Here is a 15,453-nt window from a genome sequence, read left to right as displayed (position 1 = left end):
CGTCAGAACGTACGGTCCAGCAGCGCGAACAGCTCCGCCCAGTGCCGTTCGTCCGCGGCGGCGTCGTAGTAGACGGTATCGGCCAGGGTGAATCCGTGCGGCGCGCCCTCGTACACCTCCGCACGGTGGCGGACACCGGCCTCGGACAGGGCCTTCTCCAGCCGGTCGATCTGCTCGGCGGGCAGCGACTCGTCCTGGTCGGCATGGCCGAAGTACAGCTCCGCCGTGATCCGGTGCGCGAGCAGGTGCGGGCTGTCCGCCGTGTCGGCGGCCAGGAATCCGCCGTGGAATCCGGCCAGGGCGGCCACCCGCTCGGGGTACGTGCCCGCCGTGAGCAGACCCAGCCGGGCGCCCAGGCAGTACCCCACGATCGCGGCCGGCCCGTCGGCGACCACCGGGAAGGCGGCGAGCCAGTCCAGATAGGCCGGTGCGTCGCGGATCACGAGCTCCGGGGTCAGGGAGTCGAGGACCGGACCGACCCGCTCGAACAGCTCGGGCTGCCGCTCGAAGTCGACGAACTCGGGCAGCTCGAACACCGGTGTGCGCCCGTGGCGGTGGAAGAGGTTGGGCAGCAGGACGACGTACCCGGCCGCCGCGATCCGGTCCGCCACCGACTTGATGTGCGGACGCACCCCGAGGGCGTTCATGTACAGCAGGACCCCGGGATGCGGGCCTTCTCCCTCGGGCTGGACCAGGTAGGCGTCGGCCGCGCCGTCCTGAGTGGTGATGTCCACGGTTGTCCGGCGTACCTCGTGAGCGGTGGTCATGGCCGTCCCCCTCTTTCGTATGGCAAGGGCGGCAGAATACCGTGATCGACGAGTCATACCAGAGTGTCCGGAAATCGCCCCCTCCGTGCGTCAACTGCCGTCTTACTGTAGTCCGATGCCAGTAGTGGACATCAGTGCCAGTGCCGAGGACTTCAACGCCGACCCGTACTCCTACTACGCGAGACTCCGTGAAGCCGGACCTGTCCACCAGGTCATCGTCTCCGCCGACGAGTTCGAGCCGAGCTGGCTCGTCGTCGGCCACGAGGAAGCGCGCCAGGCACTCAACCACCCCGCCCTGTCGAAGGACTGGCAGAACTCGGGGAACTTTCCCGACGCGCTCGTCGTCGCCGTCAACTCCAACATGCTGGAGTCCGACCCGCCGCACCACACCCGGTTGCGCCGACTGGTCGCACGGGAGTTCACCGGCCGCCGCGTGGAAGGCATGCGCGCCCGCGTCCAGCAGATCACCGACGGACTGCTCGACACCATGGCCGCCCGGCCCGAACGCACCGCCGACCTGATCGAAACCCTGGCGTTCCCGCTGCCCATGACGGTGATCTGCGAGCTGCTCGGCGTCCCCGACCTGGACCGCGACCGCTTCCGCACCTGGTCCAACGCGGTCGTCGCCCCCGCCCCCGGCGCTCCGAGCAACACCGCGCACCAGCAGTTGGGCGGCTACCTCACGGAGCTCATCGAGGCCAAGGCCAAGGAGCCCGGCGAGGACCTGCTCAGCGCGCTGATCCGGACCCGCGACGAGGACGGCGACTCCCTCTCGCACGACGAAGTGATCGGCATGGCCTTCCTGTTGCTGGTCGCGGGCCATGAGACCACCGTCAACCTGATCTCGAACGGTGTACGGGCCCTGCTCGCCCACCCCGCCCAAATGGCCGCGCTCCGTGCCGACTTGGACGGACTCCTCGACGGGGCGGTCGAGGAGATGCTCCGCTACGACGGCCCCGTGCAGCACTCCACCTACCGCTACGCCCGCGAGGCCCTGGAGCTCGGAGGCACGGTCATACCGCAGGGGGCCACCGTGCTCGTCTCCCTGGGCGGCGCCGACCGCGACCCCGCGCGCTTCCCCGGGCCCGACACCTTCGACATCCGCCGCGCACCCCACGGCCACCTGGCCTTCGGACACGGACTGCACTTCTGCATCGGCGCCCCGCTGGCCCGGATGGAGGGCCGCATCGCGATCCGCTCCCTGCTCGAACGCTTCCCCGGCCTGGCCGAGGACCCGGCGGCCGGACCGCCCGCCTGGCGTCCGGGCAGCCTGATGCGCGGCGTGAGCCGGCTCCCGCTCCGCTGGTAGCGCGCGGCCCGCGCCCTGCTCCCGGGCCCCCGGACGGGGAGGGGGTTCCGACTCCGGGATAATGATCGGCGGTGCGGGCCGGGCCCGTACCGCAAGCCGAGAACGACCCGAGATGGAGCCCCCGATGGACGTACGTCACTTCGAGCGGATCACCGCGTTCATCGAGGCGCGGCTCACCCCGCTCTTCGCCGAGGAGACGGGCAGCGAGAACGGTTTCGCGATGGACGACACCTCCCGCGCCCTGCGCGCGCTGCGCAACGCCGCGCTGGAGGCCTCGGTGGCCAAGGGGCTCATCGAGCAGCGGGACGCGGCCGAGCCCGCGGTCCGCCGGGTCATCGACCAGGCGGTGGAGCACCACTGGGACGTGCTGCGCGGCATCGCCCGCCAGTGGGAGGACCACACGGACTTCGCCCGCGAGTTCAAGCGCCACGCCTGGGAGCTCGACGAGGCCCCGGCCGCCGCTCCCGCCCGGTAGCAGCCGCGGGGACACCCCCGCCGGCCCTGACGGCGGCGGGGGCGGCAGGGGCGGAGGTGGGGGTCAGCGCAGGTCCATGCCCGGGTCGTCGATGACGCGTTCCTTCTCGCTCTGTTCCTGGAGGCGGCGGGCCTTGTCGCGCAGCCGCCGGCTCTCTTCGGGGTCGGTCGACCGCCGGGCCGCCTCGTTCAGCTCCTGGGCCTTGTCGCGCAGCTGCTGGGACCGGCCGTGGGACTCGCCTGCACTCATGATCACTCCTGCGTGCCGTGGGGGGACAGCGGGCGGATTTCAGCGAACCAGCCACGGGCCCGGAGCGCATCTCGAAGCATCACGCACGGTGACAACCGGCTACCGCAGGGACACGGGACGCGGGTCCCGTAACCGTCAGGCGTTGGGGTCGAAGGAGATGCCGGCCGGTTTGGCCTTGGCGAGGTGGGCGTTGAACTGCCCGTCCTTGATCCCGAGGAGGGCATGGCCGAAATCGGCCTGGCTCAGCTTGTCGCGCAGACCTGCGGGGTAGCCGTTCCAGCCGACCAGGGTCGGGAACTGCCAGGTCCCCTTGTGGTTCTCCGGCGGCTCGTCGTTGGAGTTCGCGGCGCGGAAGCAGTGCGTGCCGATTCCGTCCTTGTGGTAGACGACCTTCGCGTGGGTGCCGTCGAAACGCATCTGCGAGCGGTCGTGGACCACGAAGTTGCCGTGGGCGGAGGTCGAGACGTAGGCGACCTGGTTGTCCCGCACCCACACCACGACGTGCTCCCAGTCGTGCCGGTGCCCGGCGCTCCCGGGGCCGAGCGAGACCTGGTCCTTCTCGAAGTAGAGCGCGTACATGATCGCGCACCAGCCGTTGTTGCACTTCTCGCGCGAGTAGCCGTTGGTGTTGTCCAGGTCGGAGAGGTCGCGGCAGTTGCCGTTGACGTCCCCTCCCAGCTTGAGGCCGGGGGCGATCGTGCCGTCCGGGCCGATGGCGGGGCTGGAGTAGCAGCCGTCCTGGTCGTAGTCGAAGGCGGGCTGGAAGGTCTGCTCCAGCCCGTCCGCGTTGCCGGGCAGGGCCCGGGGCGGAGCCGCGTACGCGGCGGTGGGGAGGGCCAGGACGAGCGCGGCGGCCCCCGCCGTGGCCGCGAGCAGGGTTCTGCGGGTCATTGCGTCCTCCTCATCGGTCGCACGGGCAACACCCGTGCGGGAATGCGGAGTTCAGCTTTCCGGGCTTCCGCCCCCCACGCCAGGGGGGCGGAAGCCTGCCGTGGCCGGGAACAGCCGTCAGTGGCGCTCGGGGAGGTCCGCCTCGGCCGGGGCGAGCGCGAAGCCTCGTACGGCGGTGGAAGCGGTCGGACCTGCCGGAGTGGACAGAGCGGCCGGACCGGCGGGCTTCTTGCCGCAGAAGGCAGCCTCCAGGGTCCCGCCCAGGGCGGTGTTGGCCTGGCCCCGGTTGGAGGTGTTCGCCATCGCGGAGAGCGCGCGGCTGCCGTCGCGGGTGGTGAAGCTGTACGTGTAGAAGCCCTGCACCGTGCCCGTGTGTCCGTAGACCTGGGTGCCGCACGAGAGGTCGTACCGGCGCAGACCCAGCCCGTAGAACCGGGTGTTGGTGGTGTCGGTCGGGCTCACGGTGAGCATCGTGTCCAGCGTGCCCGGCCGCAGCAGCTTGCCGCGGACCAGGGCGGACATGAAGGTGCTGAGATCGGCCTCGTTCGAGATCATCGCGCCCGCGGACTGCGCCCAGGACACGGTCTGCTCGGTGGAGTCGACCAGCGGTGCGCCCTCCTCGTCCGGGTGGAGGTAGCCGTTGACGTGCGGGCCCTTGATGGCCGTGCCGGGGTGGACGTAAGAGGTGTCGCGCAGCTTCAGCGGCTTGATGATGCGGCGCTCGTACTCCTTGGCCACCGGCTTGCCGGTCAGCTTCTCGATCAGCATGCCCACGACGACGAAGTTCGTGTTCGAGTACTTGTACGCCACACCGGGCTCGGTGGTCCTCGGTTCGGCGAGCGAGAGGCCGACGAGCTCCTGGTACGTGAACACCTTGTTCCGGACGGCCTCGAAGCCGGGAACGGTGTGCTCGAACATCGCGTTCGTGTAGTCCGCCAGACCGCTGCGGTGGCTCAGCAGGTGGCGCACCGTGATCCGGTCGTCGGGCAGCAGGCCCGGCAGGTAGCTGTTGACCGGCTTGTCCAGCTCGATCTTGCCCTCGTCCACCAGCTGGAGCAGGACGACGGCGGAGAACGTCTTGGTGACGCTGCCGATCCGGAAGCGGGCCTTGGGGTCCATGGCCGCGCCCGTGCTCCGGTCGCTGACCCCCTCCACCCTGGTCTGGACCCCGTCCGGACCGGTGAAGCGGGCCATCGCGCCGGGCGCTCCGGCCGCCGTCGTGTTGCGCAGCGCCTGCGTCAGCGCGTCCAGATCGGGCGCGACCGGCCCCGGTGCCGCCGGTCCGGCTACGGAGACGGGCGCCGCGGCGGCGGCCTGCGCGGCGGTGGCCGGCAGCACGCCACCCGTGATCACGGCGAGCAGGGTGGCGCTGACGGCAAGGCGTCGCTGGTGGGACGAAAGGCGCACGTTGGTCCTCGACTTGATGGGCAAAGGCGGAGATTGGCCGGGTAAGGCCGTTTCAGAGCCTACAAACGATCATCGGCGGGTAGGCGCGTATTTGAGCCAATCTGCCCCTCGGGAGTGGCTTACTGAAATTTCCGTCAGCTCCCGGGCTTCCGTGCGTGCCCGGGAGGGTCGAGTCGGCACTGCGTCGCAGGTGGTGGGGGTGGAGCTTGCGGATCGGCGCTCACGGGCGGGGGCCGCGCCCCACTGTCGCCCGTCTTATCTGTACGGAACACCCGACTTGAGCATTGACTGAAATTTACGTCAGTCTCTACGGTGGGCCCAGCTTGATCGGCTTTGAAGGGGCAAGGCGGCCGAACGGCCGTATGGATGCCCGTACATGGGAGATTAAATGGGAACAATTCCCTCACAGGCGCTGGATTCAACACCTCCTGCGGGCATCGAAATGCACTCGATCGACTGGGTGCCCCTTGAGGAACGGCACGGCAAACCTGCGAACGTCGGTGCCATCTGGTTCGTCGGCAGCCTCAACCTCACGGGCCTGGCCACCGGTGTCGTGACGCTCTCCATGGGGGCCTCGCTCGTCTGGACAGTGATCGCCACCGTCCTCGGCTCGCTCTTCGGCACGTTCTTCATGGCGTTCCACTCGGCCCAGGGCCCCCAGCTGGGCCTGCCCCAACTGGTTCAGTCGCGCCCGCAGTTCGGGTACCTGGGCGCCGCGTTCACCGTGTGGGTCTTCGCCCTGGTCAACTACGTGGCCTTCAACACCTCCGATGCCCTGCTGTCCGGACAGGCCCTGAACACGCTCACCGGGATCCCCAACTGGCTCGGCTATGTGCTGGCCGCCGCGGTGGCGGCCGTGATCGCCCTGTTCGGATACGAATGGATCCACCGGCTGAACAAATGGCTCACCTGGCCCTTCGTCGCGATCACCGCGGCGATCACCGCGGCGGCCCTGTTCGGCGGAGGGCTGCCGGACGGCGTCTGGGACGCCGGCCCGTTCGACCTCGCCCCGTTCATGCTCGTGTTCGTCTTCGTCGCCGGCTTCCAGCTGGGCTGGGCGCCGTACGTCTCGGACTACTCGCGCTACCTCAAGCCCGACGTTCCCGTGCGCAGCACCTTCTGGTGGACCTACCTGCCCAGCGCGATCTCCGGGATCTGGGTCTTCGTCCTGGGTGCCGTGGTCTCGGCAGCCGCACCCAAGGGCGCCGACCCGGTGACCGCCCTGAAGCTGGCGGCCGACCGGCTGTTCAGCGGGTTCGGCACGGTTGCCGTCGTCGTCCTGCTGGTCGGGCTGCTCTCGATCATGGCGATCAACCAGTACGGCGGCAGCCTCACCATGATCTCGATCGTGGACTCGTTCCGGCCGGTCAAGCCGACGCGGATCATCCGGGTCGTGACGATCGGGATCATGCTGGTGGCCGTCGGGGCGGTCTCCACCCTCGTCGGCATCGATCAGTTCAACTGGTTCTTCGCCAACGTGGTGGTGGTGCTGACGTACCTGTTCATCCCGTGGACGGCCATCAACCTGGTCGACTTCTTCTTCGTCCGGCGCGGCCAGTACGTGGTCAAGGAGATCTTCAACCCTCGCGGCATCTACGGCCGATGGGGATGGCGAGGGAATCTCGCCTACGGGATCGGTCTGGCCTGCATGGCTCCGTTCATGGTCATCACCGGCCTCTTCGTCGGGCCCGTGGCGGACGGCCTCGGCGGCGTCGACTACTCGATCTTCATCGGCCTGCCGGTGGCCGGCGGCCTCTACTGGCTCTTCGCTCGCAGCCTCGATCTGGCCGCCGAACGCCGGATGGTCCAAGAGGAGGGGCTGCTGGCGCCACTCCACTGAGCCTAGGGGGACCGGCCCCGGCAGGCGCCCGCGGAGTGACCTGGGGCCCCGGGCACCCCAGGCGCCCCGGGTGCCAGCCCCGTGCGGCAGATTTCCGCCAGCCGCGCCCCGGGGTCCGGGTTCCACAGCCGTACGGTGCCGTCGTTGCTGCTGCTCGCGACCGTCAGGCCGTCGGGGGAGTAGGCGACGCCCCACACCGCGTTGGTGTGGCCCGACAGGGCGGCCCGGAGCCGGTGCCCGGCCACGTCCCACAGCCGCACCGTTCGGTCGTTGCCGCTGCTGGCCAGGGTCCGCCCGTCGGGGGAGAAGGCGACGGCCCGCGCGGAGCCGGTGTGCCCGGTCAGGACGGCGGTCTCACGGCGCCGCTCCGCGTCCCAGAGCCGGACCGTGCCGTCGTTGCCGCTGCTGGCCAGCGTCCGCCCGTCCGGGCTGAACGCGACGGCCCGTACCGCCCCCGCGTGCCCGGTGAGCACGGCCGGCGGGAGGTGCCCGGTCAGGTCCCACAGCCGTACGGTCAGATCGTCCCCGGCGCTGGCCAGGGTCCGCCCGTCGGGGCTGAAGGTGACGTCGTTGGCGAAGTCCGTGTGCCCGGTGAGGGTGGCGAGGGTGCTGTGGCCGGCGGGGTCCCACAGCCGCACGGTGCCGTCCGCGCCGGCCGAGGCCAGGGTCCGGCCGTCCGGCGAGAAGGCCACCGAGAACACCGTCCCGTCGTGCCCGGTGAGCGTGGCGAGGGCGCCGCGTCCGGCGGTGTCCCACAGGCGTACGGTGCCGTCGCCGCCGGCCGAGGCCAGGGTCCGGCCGTCCGGCGAGAAGGCCACCGAGAACACGGTTTCGGTGTGTCCCGTGAAGGTCTTCAGGACCCGGCGTCCGGCCACGTCCCACAGCAGCACCGTGTGATCGGCGTCGGCCGTGGCCAGCAGCTTCCCGTCGGGGCTGTACGCGGCGTGCCAGACCTCGGTGAAGGGACGCGCCGTCAGCACCGGCCCGCGCAGGTCCCACAGCACCACGGACTGGTCGAACGCGGCGGTGGCCAGCAATCCGCCGGCGGGGTCCACGGCGACCGCGAGCACGTAGTCGGTGTGCCCGGCGAGGGTCGCGACCGGCCGCCCGCCGCGCAGGTCCCACAGCCGGGTCGTACCGTCGCCGCCCCCGCTGACCACGGTCGTGCCGTCCGGGGTGTAGGCCACGGAGTTGACGTCGTCGCTGTGCCCGGCCAGCGTGGCGACCGTCTCCCGTGCGGCCACGTCCCACACCCGTACGGTCCGGTCGACGCCGCCGGAGGCGACCGTCCGCCCGTCCGGGGCGAAGGCCACGCCCAGCACCTCGCCGGTGTGCCCCTCCAGCACGGCGAGCGGGAGCGCCCGCGCCGTGTCCCACAGGCGTACGGTCCGGTCGGCGCCGGCCGAGGCGAGGGTCCGGCCGTCCGGCGCGTAGGCCAGCGCGTCGACCCTTCCGGTGTGCCCGGTCAGGGTGGCGGCCTCGCGGTGGTCGCCGGCCGCATCGCGCAGCTGCACGGTTCCGTCCACGGCCGCCACCGCGAGGGTGCGGCCGTCCGGGGCGAAGGCCACCGCCCTGGCGCCCGTCGTGCTCGGGGGCAGCATGGCCGCCGGGCCGGCCCCGGTGGTGGCCCAGAGCCGGACCGGGCCGTCGGTGGAACCGGCCGCCAGCGTCCGCCCGTCGGGGCTGAAGGCGACCGTGCGCACCCGGCCGGGCGCGGTGAACACCGCGAGGGTCCGCCGGTCGGCCACCCGGCGCAGCAGGACCTTCCCGTCGGAGCCGCCCGTCGCCAGCAGGGCGCCGCCCGGGGCGAAGGCCACCGCGTTGACCGGCCCGCCGTGCCCGCCGAGCCGGGCCAGGAACGGCTGGGCCTGGGTGCTGAGCAGGGCGCCGCGCGCCTCGGGCGTGGCCTCGGCGCGGTACGCCTCCCCGGCGAGCAGCATCGAGGCCTCGGGCTGTCCGGCGGCCAGCGAGAGGGACCGTGCGGCGAGCGCCTGCGAGCGGGCGGTACGTTCCTGGCCGAGCGCCCCCGCACGCTGCTGGTAGGCCACGCCGCCCGCGGTCAGCGCCAGTACGAGCAGGACGACCAGGGTGGCCAGCATCCGCTGCTGCAGGCGGACTTGGAGCCTGGCCTGGCGGAGCCGGCCGTCCTCCGCGGCCCGGCCGGCCCGGAGGAACTCGGCCTCCCGCGGGGCCAGCCGGCCACCGCCGTCGAGCTCGTCGGCCCAGGCGCGGGCGGTCGCGGCGGCGAGGCGGGAGCCCCGGTAGAGGACGGACGGGTCGCGGCCCTCGCGCACCCAGTCCTCGGCCGCCTGGGCCAGCTGCTGGTGGACGAGCAGCCCGGCCCGGTCGGCGTGGATCCAGTCGCGCAGCCGTGGCCAGGCGTGCAGCAGGGCCTCGTGGGTGATCTCGACGGTATCGCTGTCCGCGGTGATCAACTGGGCCCGGACGAAGGCGTCGAGGGCGGCTGCCGTCCGGCCGGTTCCGTCCTGCTCCAGCAGCGCGGCCCGGCCCGCCCGGCGCCGGGTGGGTCCCGCTCCGTCGGCGATGTGGACCAGCCGCACGAGGAGCCTGCGGATGGTCCGCTGCTCGGCCGGATACAGGCCGGCGAAGACCTGCTCGGCGCGCTGCGCGACGACTCCCTGGATACCGCCCGCGTGCTCGTATCCCGCGACGGTCAGCGTGGAGCCCTCGCGCCGCCGCCAGGTGGCCATGAGTGCCTGGGACATCAGGGGCAGGGCGCCGGAGGGCGCATCGCCCGCGTCCCGCAGGAGCAACGGCACCAGCCCCGGTTCCAGGGTGAGTCCGGCGAGCTCCGCCGGGCGCGTGATCGACTCCCGCAGCTCCGCCACGGACATCGGGGGCAGGACGAAGAGCCCGTCGGTGAAGACGGCGGCCAGCCCGGGGAGCTCCAGACAGCTGGCGGAGAAGTCGGCCCGCACCCCGAGCACCACGAGGGCGGGGTCGTAGCCGGTCACCGAGGGCCGGGATCCGGCCACCGCGCAGAGCACCCCGACGAAGGCGTGGCGTTCGTCCTCGTCGACGCAGAGGGTGAAGAGCTCCTCGAACTGGTCGACGATCAACACCGGCCGCACGGTCGGCAGATGCCGCGCGCCGGCCCCCGGCCCGGCCCCGGCCACCGCCCCGGACCCGTCCGACAGCCGGTGAACGGCTTCGAGCAGCAGCTCCGGCCGGGCGCGCAGCGTTTCCGGGGTGACGCCGGTATCGCCGCCCACCGCTTCGGCGGTGGCGTCGAGCAGCTCCCGCAACGGGTGCGCGGTGGGGGTGAACCTGACGACGGGCCAGCCGTCGGCTCCCGCCACCGGGAAGGCGCCGCGCCCGAGGGCCGGTACCAGACCGGCGTTGAGCAGGGAGGACTTGCCGACGCCCGACCTGGCGAGGAGCAGCAGCGGCCCGTGGCCGAGGCGTTCGTAGGCCCGTTCGACGAGGGCGGCCGTGGCGCGCTCCCGACCGAAGAACCACTCCTCGTCACGCGGGGTGAAGGCGGCCAGGCCGCGGTACGGGCACACGCCGTCCGACGGCGGTCCGGACGGGGACGCCGCGGCCCCGGGCCCCACGGGCCCCTCGCTCTCCGGTACCAGCCGCAGGAGTTCGCCCTCCGCCCCCAGGACCCGGTCGCAGCTGCGCGCGACCTCGGCGGTGACCGGCTTGACGCCGGTCTCGATCTTGCTCAGGTAGCCCTTGCTGTAGTGCGTCCGGCGGGCCAGGTCGGCGAGCGAGAGACCGCGCTCGACCCGTAGCCGCCTCAACTGGGCGGGAAAGGGCACCGCGGTGTCGTCGGCCGGATCGCCCAAGGCATCCCCCAAGACATCCCCCGTGGCGCGGTGGCCCAGGTCGTGAGAGGCGGATGTCCAGGCTAGCGCGGGGGTCTGACGGCCTACCGGCCATTCGTGCGGCGCGGCGTGAAACGGGGGTGTTCCGGAGCCGTCGAGCGGCCGGCTCCGGAACGTTCTTGCGGACGGGCGAACGAATGAGCGGGCGAGCGGGTGGGCGTGTGTCCGGCTACGGCCGGTTGAGGGTGATGGAGTTGATCGGCCCGAGGTCGGCGTAGACCCCGGTGCCCGCGGCGATGGGGTTCCCGCAGTTGGCACCGTTGGAGCCGTAGCACAGGCTGGCCGAGGCACCGCCCGTCTGGTTGTTGAGCACCCAGTGGTTCCCGAACTGGTTGCTCAGGTTGTGCGCCCCGTAGCTGTAGTAGATCTGGCTCGGCTTGACGGCGGGGTTCTGGTTCTGGGGATAGACGCAGACCGCGCCGTCCGGGCAGCCGGCCCACGCATCGGCCGGGTGCGCGCCGGCCGGGCCACCGAGGGCCAGAACGGCGGCCGTGGCGGTGGCGAACGCGGCGGCGCCGCGGATCATCTTGCGCATGATGTCCCCTTGTGGGTCTTGGCTCCTGCTGACGACCTCAGCCTGTCCCCGGCGGACCGGGGGGTCGACGGGTTTCCCGTTGCCGATCAGCTGCCCGCCGAGGGAAACCGCCCCTGACCAGCGAGATCGCGCAAGCGGAGGCAACCCTGCCGCGGCCCCTTCGGCCCAGCGGGGGTGAGGCCTTCGGGCGAACGCGCTGCGCGGCGCGCGGAGCGGGCACCGCCGGGGTGATAGCCGTGGTGACCAACACACCTCGGAGGTGCGGCCGCACATGACCAGGCGACTCCTGAAGCGGCCGCCGCGGCGCCCGGCCGCCCCGCGTCGCGGCGACGGCCGCGCCGATGCGGCCCGTACGGGCTCTGCGGCCCGCACACCGGTGTCCCCCGTCCTGCGCACGGCGGCCGCCTACGCCTGGCGGCTGCTGGTCGTCGGCGCGGCGGCCTACGGGGTCTTCGCGCTGCTGGGACGGTTCCACGAGATCGCGCTGGCCGTCTTCCTGGGCCTGGTGGCTGCCGCGATGCTGCGCCCCCCGGCCGGGCTGCTGGCCCGGCTGATGCCCAGGCCGCTCGCGGTGGCGTCCACGCTGATCGTCAGCGCGGTCCTGGTGCTCGGCGGGCTCGCGCTGGTCGGGGAGGCGGTGGCGGGGGAGTGGCCCTCACTGGTGCGGGAGTTCAGGGACGGGCTGAGCCGGATCCAGGACTGGCTCGCAGGTCCCCCGCTGCGGCTGGACGCGCACGTGCTGGACGATTTCCAGTCCCGGATCGGCTCCTACCTCTCCAGCCACCGCTCGACCCTGATGAGTACGGTGCTGAGCGGGGCGGGGCGGGTCGTGGCGGTGTTCACGGTGGCGGCCCTCGGGCTGTTCTGCTCGGTCTTCTTCATCCACTCGGGCGACCGGCACTGGAACTGGTTCTGCGAACAGCTGCCGGAGGGCGCGCGCGACCGGGTGGCCCGCGCGGGGGAAGCGGCCTGGCGGACCTTCACCGGCTACACCCACGGCATCGTGCTCGTGGCCGCGACCAACGCCGTGCTCGTGGGCATCGCGCTGTTCGCCCTCGGTGTGCCGCTGGCGGTCCCGCTCGCGCTGCTGGAGTTCGTCGCCGCGTTCGTCCCGCTCATCGGCTCCCCGGTGGCCCTCGGGGTGGCCGCCGTCGTCGCCCTGGCCACCAAGGGGCCGCTCGTGGCGGCCCTGGTGGTCGCGCTCATCGTGGTCATCGGCCAGATCGAGGGGCATCTGCTGCATCCCCTGGTGATGAGCTGGGCGGTACGCCTGCACCCCATGGTGGTGGCCCTGTCGGTGGTCGCCGGGGCCATCGCCGCCGGGATCGTGGGGGCCGTGGTGGCGGTGCCGGTGATCTCGGTCGCCTGGTCGGTCCGCCAGTCCTTGCACGACGGCCGCGCCCGCTGACGTACGGCTCAGCCCAGGTGGTGGAGCTGCGCGTAGCGGGTGGCGGCGACGCGGTCGCGGGAGCCGGTCTTGGCGAAGATGCGGTTGATGTGGGTCTTGACCGTATTGGCGCTCAGGAACAGGTCCGCCGCGATCTCGGAGTTGCTCCGGCCCCGGGCCAGCAGGGTCAGGATCTCGCCTTCGCGCGGGGTGAGTCCGTCCGGGAGCGCCGGGGCGGGCACGGTGCCGGGTACGGGTACGGGTCCGGCCTCGGGCGCGGGTGCCGGCGGGCGGCCGGCGGCGGCCAGCAGGGTCGCCTGGACCTGTGGGTCCAGGACGGTGTAGCCGCCGGCCGCGCTGTGCAGCGTACGGGCGATGTGATCGCGCTCGGCGTCCTTGGTGAGATAGGCGCGGGCGCCCGCGCGCAGGGTCTCCAGGACGGAGTCGTCGTCCGCGTACGTGGTCAGCACCACGACCGCGACGGACGGGAAGCGGGCCGTGAGCCGCCGGGTGGCCTCGGTGCCGTCCATCACCGGCATGTGCAGGTCCAGCAGGATCGCGTCGGGGAGGTGCTCGGCGACCTGGTCGAGGGCCTCCTGGCCGTTGGCGGCCGTGCCCACGACGCGGATGTCGTCGAGCAGGTCCAGCATGATGGCCAGCCCCTCGCGGATGATCGCCTGGTCGTCCGCGACCACGACGCGCAGCGGGGCTGCGGGGCTCGTCGTCGGACCGCCCGTCGGACCGCCCGTCGGGCCGGTCATCGCGGGACCCCGGCGGTGACCGTCCACTCGCCGTCCTCGACGCCCGCGGTCAGGGTGCCGCCGACGAGCAGGAGCCGCTCGCGCATGCCGGTGAGCCCGAAACCGCCGTCGACGGTCCTGAATCCCGGCTTCCCGGCCTCGCCCCCGCCGTCGCCGCCGCTCCCCGAGCCAGCGGGGCCCTCGCCGAGGGGGTTGCGGACGGTCAGGGTCACGGCGTGGTCCTCGTAGCTCAGGGTCACTCCCACCGGTCGGCGGGGAGCGTGCTTGGCGGAGTTCGTCAGGGCTTCCCCGGCGGCGCGGAGCAGACACAGCACCTGCTCGGGCGGGAGCGGCGCGGGGACGCCCTCGACGGCCAGGGTGACCGGGTCCGCGTGCGCCTGCCAGTGGGCCTCGGCCATCCCGGCCAGCGCCTCGGGCAGGGGCGGGAGATCGCTGCGCAGGGCATGGACGGCCCGCCGGGTCTCGGTCAGCCCCTCGGTGGTCAGCCGCTGGGCGGTGGCCAGGATCTCGTCGGCCCGCCGGGGCTCTCCTCCGGCGAGCAGGGCACGGGCCGTCTGGATCTGGATGCCGAGGGCGCCCAGCGAGTGGGCCAGGACGTCGTGGATCTCGCGGGCGATACGGGCCCGCTCGTCCAGGACCGCGGTACGCCCCTGCTCGGCCCGCAGCTCCTCGGCCTGGGCCAGCAGGATGACGTTCTGCTCGGCGCGCATCCGCTGCGCCCGGCGGTTGTGGCCCATGAGCAGCCCCATCAGCAGCAGGAGGGGGAAGCCCAGGAGGATCCCGCGCTCCGAGCCGTTCACCAGCGCGCCGGCGACGACCGCGAGGACCCCCGCGCCGGTGACCGCCCAGCCGGCCGGCGGATCGGTCTCGCTGCCCGCCGCGATGACGGCCATCCCGGCCAGGCCCAGGAGGGCCGCGCTGTTGGGATAGGGGCTCGCGAACCCGCCGGCCACGGCCATCCCGGCGAAGGCCACGGGCAGCAGCGCGGAATCGCGCGCGCCGTGGGCACCTCCCCGCACGTCCAGCAGGGCCCAGAGCGCCAGGAAGACCCCGCAGAGCACGTAGGCGCTGACCACCACCAGGCGGGCGGAGCGGTCGGCGCCGGACGTCGGGTAGAGGACCCCGGCGCCGATGGCGACGAACGCGGCCGACCGGATCAGCCAGGGCACGGTACGCAGCACAGGGCCACGATACGGGCGGGCCGCCGGTCCGGGCCTCGGCAAGGCCCGGACCGGCCGCCCGGTGGGGTTACTTCCGGTACTCACGGTGCCCGCCGCGCGCACGCCCGGACGGACGCGCGGCCTGCCGGCCGAGCAGCGAGACGACCGCGGAGTCCGGAGCGGGGAAGGTGGAACCGTCCTTCTCGGGGGCGAACGGCACCGGACCGGCCAGCACGCGCGTGGCGATGACCACGGCCTGCCCGACGCGGTTGACGCCGAGCATCAGCAGCAGCGGAGCGGTGGAGGCGGCGAGCCGGGCGTCCAGTCCGTGCGCGATCACCATGACGGCGATCCGGGAGGCGATCAGCGCCGCCCACCACCACAGACCCCACGCGGGCATCCGCGACCACAGAACCCCCTCGCGCTCCTCCAGCACCGTCGCCCCGCCCTGCCCGATGCCGACCGCCAGGGCCACGAGGGCGCCGACGGAGAGGCAGGCTATGTCGACCACGGACGGGTGGATTCCGCTCCTGGCGAGGCTGACGGCGCCGACGACCGTCAGGACCACCGGCATCACGATGAGCCGCTTGCCCCGCAGCGGCGAGCTCCGGAGCTGGCGCTTGATCACGTACGCGACCACCATCAGTGCCAGCAGGACTTCCAGCACACCATTCATCAGGACTCCTCGGTGGAGGGCGGGCGGGCTGCCCCGGTCCGCTCCGGTTCCTCCAAGCTAGGAGCGCCCCCGGCGGCGGGCGTCACCCCCTGCGGCGAGGCCAGGGGTGATCCCGGCGGGCCGGCGTAGTACCCGGGTGTGCCCG

General features: G+C 72.7%; 13 protein-coding genes. 4 read left to right on the top strand and 9 right to left on the bottom strand.

Features of this window, described 5'->3' with window-relative positions; genetic code table 11:
- Positions 1-2 precede the first annotated feature (2 nt).
- Complete coding sequence (locus tag ACFXDJ_RS05080) at positions 3-767, bottom strand: dienelactone hydrolase family protein (RefSeq protein WP_384660981.1); 765 nt, start codon at positions 765-767, stop codon at positions 3-5.
- Positions 768-882: 115 nt separating this feature from the next.
- Between ACFXDJ_RS05080 and ACFXDJ_RS05075 the strand changes: the two genes are divergently transcribed.
- Positions 883-2,076 carry a cytochrome P450 gene (locus tag ACFXDJ_RS05075; RefSeq protein WP_384660984.1) on the top strand — a complete coding sequence of 398 codons (1,194 nt, stop codon included), beginning with the start codon at positions 883-885 and terminating at the stop codon, positions 2,074-2,076.
- A gap of 124 nt (positions 2,077-2,200) precedes the next feature.
- Complete coding sequence (locus ACFXDJ_RS05070) at positions 2,201-2,551, top strand: hypothetical protein (RefSeq protein ID WP_384660987.1); 351 nt, start codon at positions 2,201-2,203, stop codon at positions 2,549-2,551.
- Between the two features lie 63 nt (positions 2,552-2,614).
- Here the strand turns inward: ACFXDJ_RS05070 and ACFXDJ_RS05065 are convergent, their stop codons facing one another.
- The 3 genes from ACFXDJ_RS05065 to ACFXDJ_RS05055 all read right to left on the bottom strand — a co-directional run bounded on the left by ACFXDJ_RS05065 (position 2,615) and on the right by ACFXDJ_RS05055 (position 5,098).
- The gene (locus ACFXDJ_RS05065) at positions 2,615-2,800 is read right to left on the bottom strand and encodes a DUF6381 family protein (RefSeq protein ID WP_384660989.1); all 186 of its coding nucleotides are present in this window, start codon (positions 2,798-2,800) and stop codon (positions 2,615-2,617) included.
- A 135-nt stretch (positions 2,801-2,935) separates the two neighbouring features.
- On the bottom strand, positions 2,936-3,691 hold the full coding sequence (locus ACFXDJ_RS05060) for an NPP1 family protein (protein WP_384660992.1): 756 nt from the start codon (positions 3,689-3,691) through the stop codon (positions 2,936-2,938).
- Positions 3,692-3,808: 117 nt separating this feature from the next.
- Complete coding sequence (locus ACFXDJ_RS05055; protein ID WP_384660995.1) at positions 3,809-5,098, bottom strand: serine hydrolase domain-containing protein; 1,290 nt, start codon at positions 5,096-5,098, stop codon at positions 3,809-3,811.
- A 388-nt stretch (positions 5,099-5,486) separates the two neighbouring features.
- Between ACFXDJ_RS05055 and ACFXDJ_RS05050 the strand changes: the two genes are divergently transcribed.
- Positions 5,487-6,938: a purine-cytosine permease family protein gene (locus ACFXDJ_RS05050; protein WP_384660998.1), complete on the top strand. Its 1,452-nt coding sequence runs from the start codon at positions 5,487-5,489 to the stop codon at positions 6,936-6,938.
- 2 nt (positions 6,939-6,940) lie between these two features.
- Here ACFXDJ_RS05050 and ACFXDJ_RS05045 read toward each other — a convergent pair whose 3' ends face one another.
- Together ACFXDJ_RS05045 and ACFXDJ_RS05040 are read right to left on the bottom strand one after the other, a co-directional pair.
- The gene (locus ACFXDJ_RS05045) at positions 6,941-10,762 is read right to left on the bottom strand and encodes a helix-turn-helix domain-containing protein (RefSeq protein WP_384847827.1); all 3,822 of its coding nucleotides are present in this window, start codon (positions 10,760-10,762) and stop codon (positions 6,941-6,943) included.
- Between the two features lie 196 nt (positions 10,763-10,958).
- A complete protein-coding gene (locus tag ACFXDJ_RS05040; protein WP_384847825.1) occupies positions 10,959-11,324 on the bottom strand; it encodes a hypothetical protein in 366 nt (121 codons plus the stop codon).
- A gap of 271 nt (positions 11,325-11,595) precedes the next feature.
- On the opposite strand from ACFXDJ_RS05040, the gene ACFXDJ_RS05035 reads away from it, so the two are divergent.
- Positions 11,596-12,732 (top strand): AI-2E family transporter, encoded by a 1,137-nt coding sequence (locus ACFXDJ_RS05035; protein ID WP_384847822.1) that lies wholly within the window; start codon positions 11,596-11,598, stop codon positions 12,730-12,732.
- Between the two features lie 8 nt (positions 12,733-12,740).
- Here ACFXDJ_RS05035 and ACFXDJ_RS05030 read toward each other — a convergent pair whose 3' ends face one another.
- From ACFXDJ_RS05030 to ACFXDJ_RS05020, 3 genes are all read right to left on the bottom strand, one after another.
- The gene (locus tag ACFXDJ_RS05030) at positions 12,741-13,472 is read right to left on the bottom strand and encodes a response regulator (RefSeq protein WP_384847819.1); all 732 of its coding nucleotides are present in this window, start codon (positions 13,470-13,472) and stop codon (positions 12,741-12,743) included.
- Entirely contained in the window at positions 13,469-14,653 is a 1,185-nt protein-coding gene (locus ACFXDJ_RS05025; RefSeq protein WP_384847817.1) for a sensor histidine kinase, read from the bottom strand. The genes ACFXDJ_RS05030 and ACFXDJ_RS05025 overlap by 4 nt, the downstream gene beginning before the upstream one ends.
- A 67-nt stretch (positions 14,654-14,720) precedes the next feature.
- Positions 14,721-15,308, bottom strand: a complete 588-nt coding sequence (locus ACFXDJ_RS05020; RefSeq protein ID WP_384660594.1) for a hypothetical protein — start codon at positions 15,306-15,308, stop codon at positions 14,721-14,723.
- Positions 15,309-15,453: the final 145 nt, after the last annotated feature.

This window comes from Streptomyces sp. NPDC059443 (assembly GCF_042750105.1).
GTDB lineage: Bacteria > Actinomycetota > Actinomycetes > Streptomycetales > Streptomycetaceae > Streptomyces.
This window is presented reverse-complemented; position numbering and strand designations above follow the sequence as displayed.

Excerpts from the sequence above, each read along its gene's own strand:
- ACFXDJ_RS05080 (WP_384660981.1), bottom strand. The coding sequence starts at position 767 with ATGACCACCGCTCACGAGGTACGCCGGACAACCGTGGACATCACCACT.
- ACFXDJ_RS05075 (WP_384660984.1), top strand. The coding sequence starts at position 883 with ATGCCAGTAGTGGACATCAGTGCCAGTGCCGAGGACTTCAACGCCGAC.
- ACFXDJ_RS05070 (WP_384660987.1), top strand. The coding sequence starts at position 2,201 with ATGGACGTACGTCACTTCGAGCGGATCACCGCGTTCATCGAGGCGCGG.
- ACFXDJ_RS05065 (WP_384660989.1), bottom strand. The coding sequence starts at position 2,800 with ATGAGTGCAGGCGAGTCCCACGGCCGGTCCCAGCAGCTGCGCGACAAG.
- ACFXDJ_RS05060 (WP_384660992.1), bottom strand. The coding sequence starts at position 3,691 with ATGACCCGCAGAACCCTGCTCGCGGCCACGGCGGGGGCCGCCGCGCTC.
- ACFXDJ_RS05050 (WP_384660998.1), top strand. The coding sequence starts at position 5,487 with ATGGGAACAATTCCCTCACAGGCGCTGGATTCAACACCTCCTGCGGGC.
- ACFXDJ_RS05040 (WP_384847825.1), bottom strand. The coding sequence starts at position 11,324 with ATGCGCAAGATGATCCGCGGCGCCGCCGCGTTCGCCACCGCCACGGCC.
- ACFXDJ_RS05035 (WP_384847822.1), top strand. The coding sequence starts at position 11,596 with ATGACCAGGCGACTCCTGAAGCGGCCGCCGCGGCGCCCGGCCGCCCCG.
- ACFXDJ_RS05030 (WP_384847819.1), bottom strand. The coding sequence starts at position 13,472 with ATGACCGGCCCGACGGGCGGTCCGACGGGCGGTCCGACGACGAGCCCC.
- ACFXDJ_RS05020 (WP_384660594.1), bottom strand. The coding sequence starts at position 15,308 with ATGAATGGTGTGCTGGAAGTCCTGCTGGCACTGATGGTGGTCGCGTAC.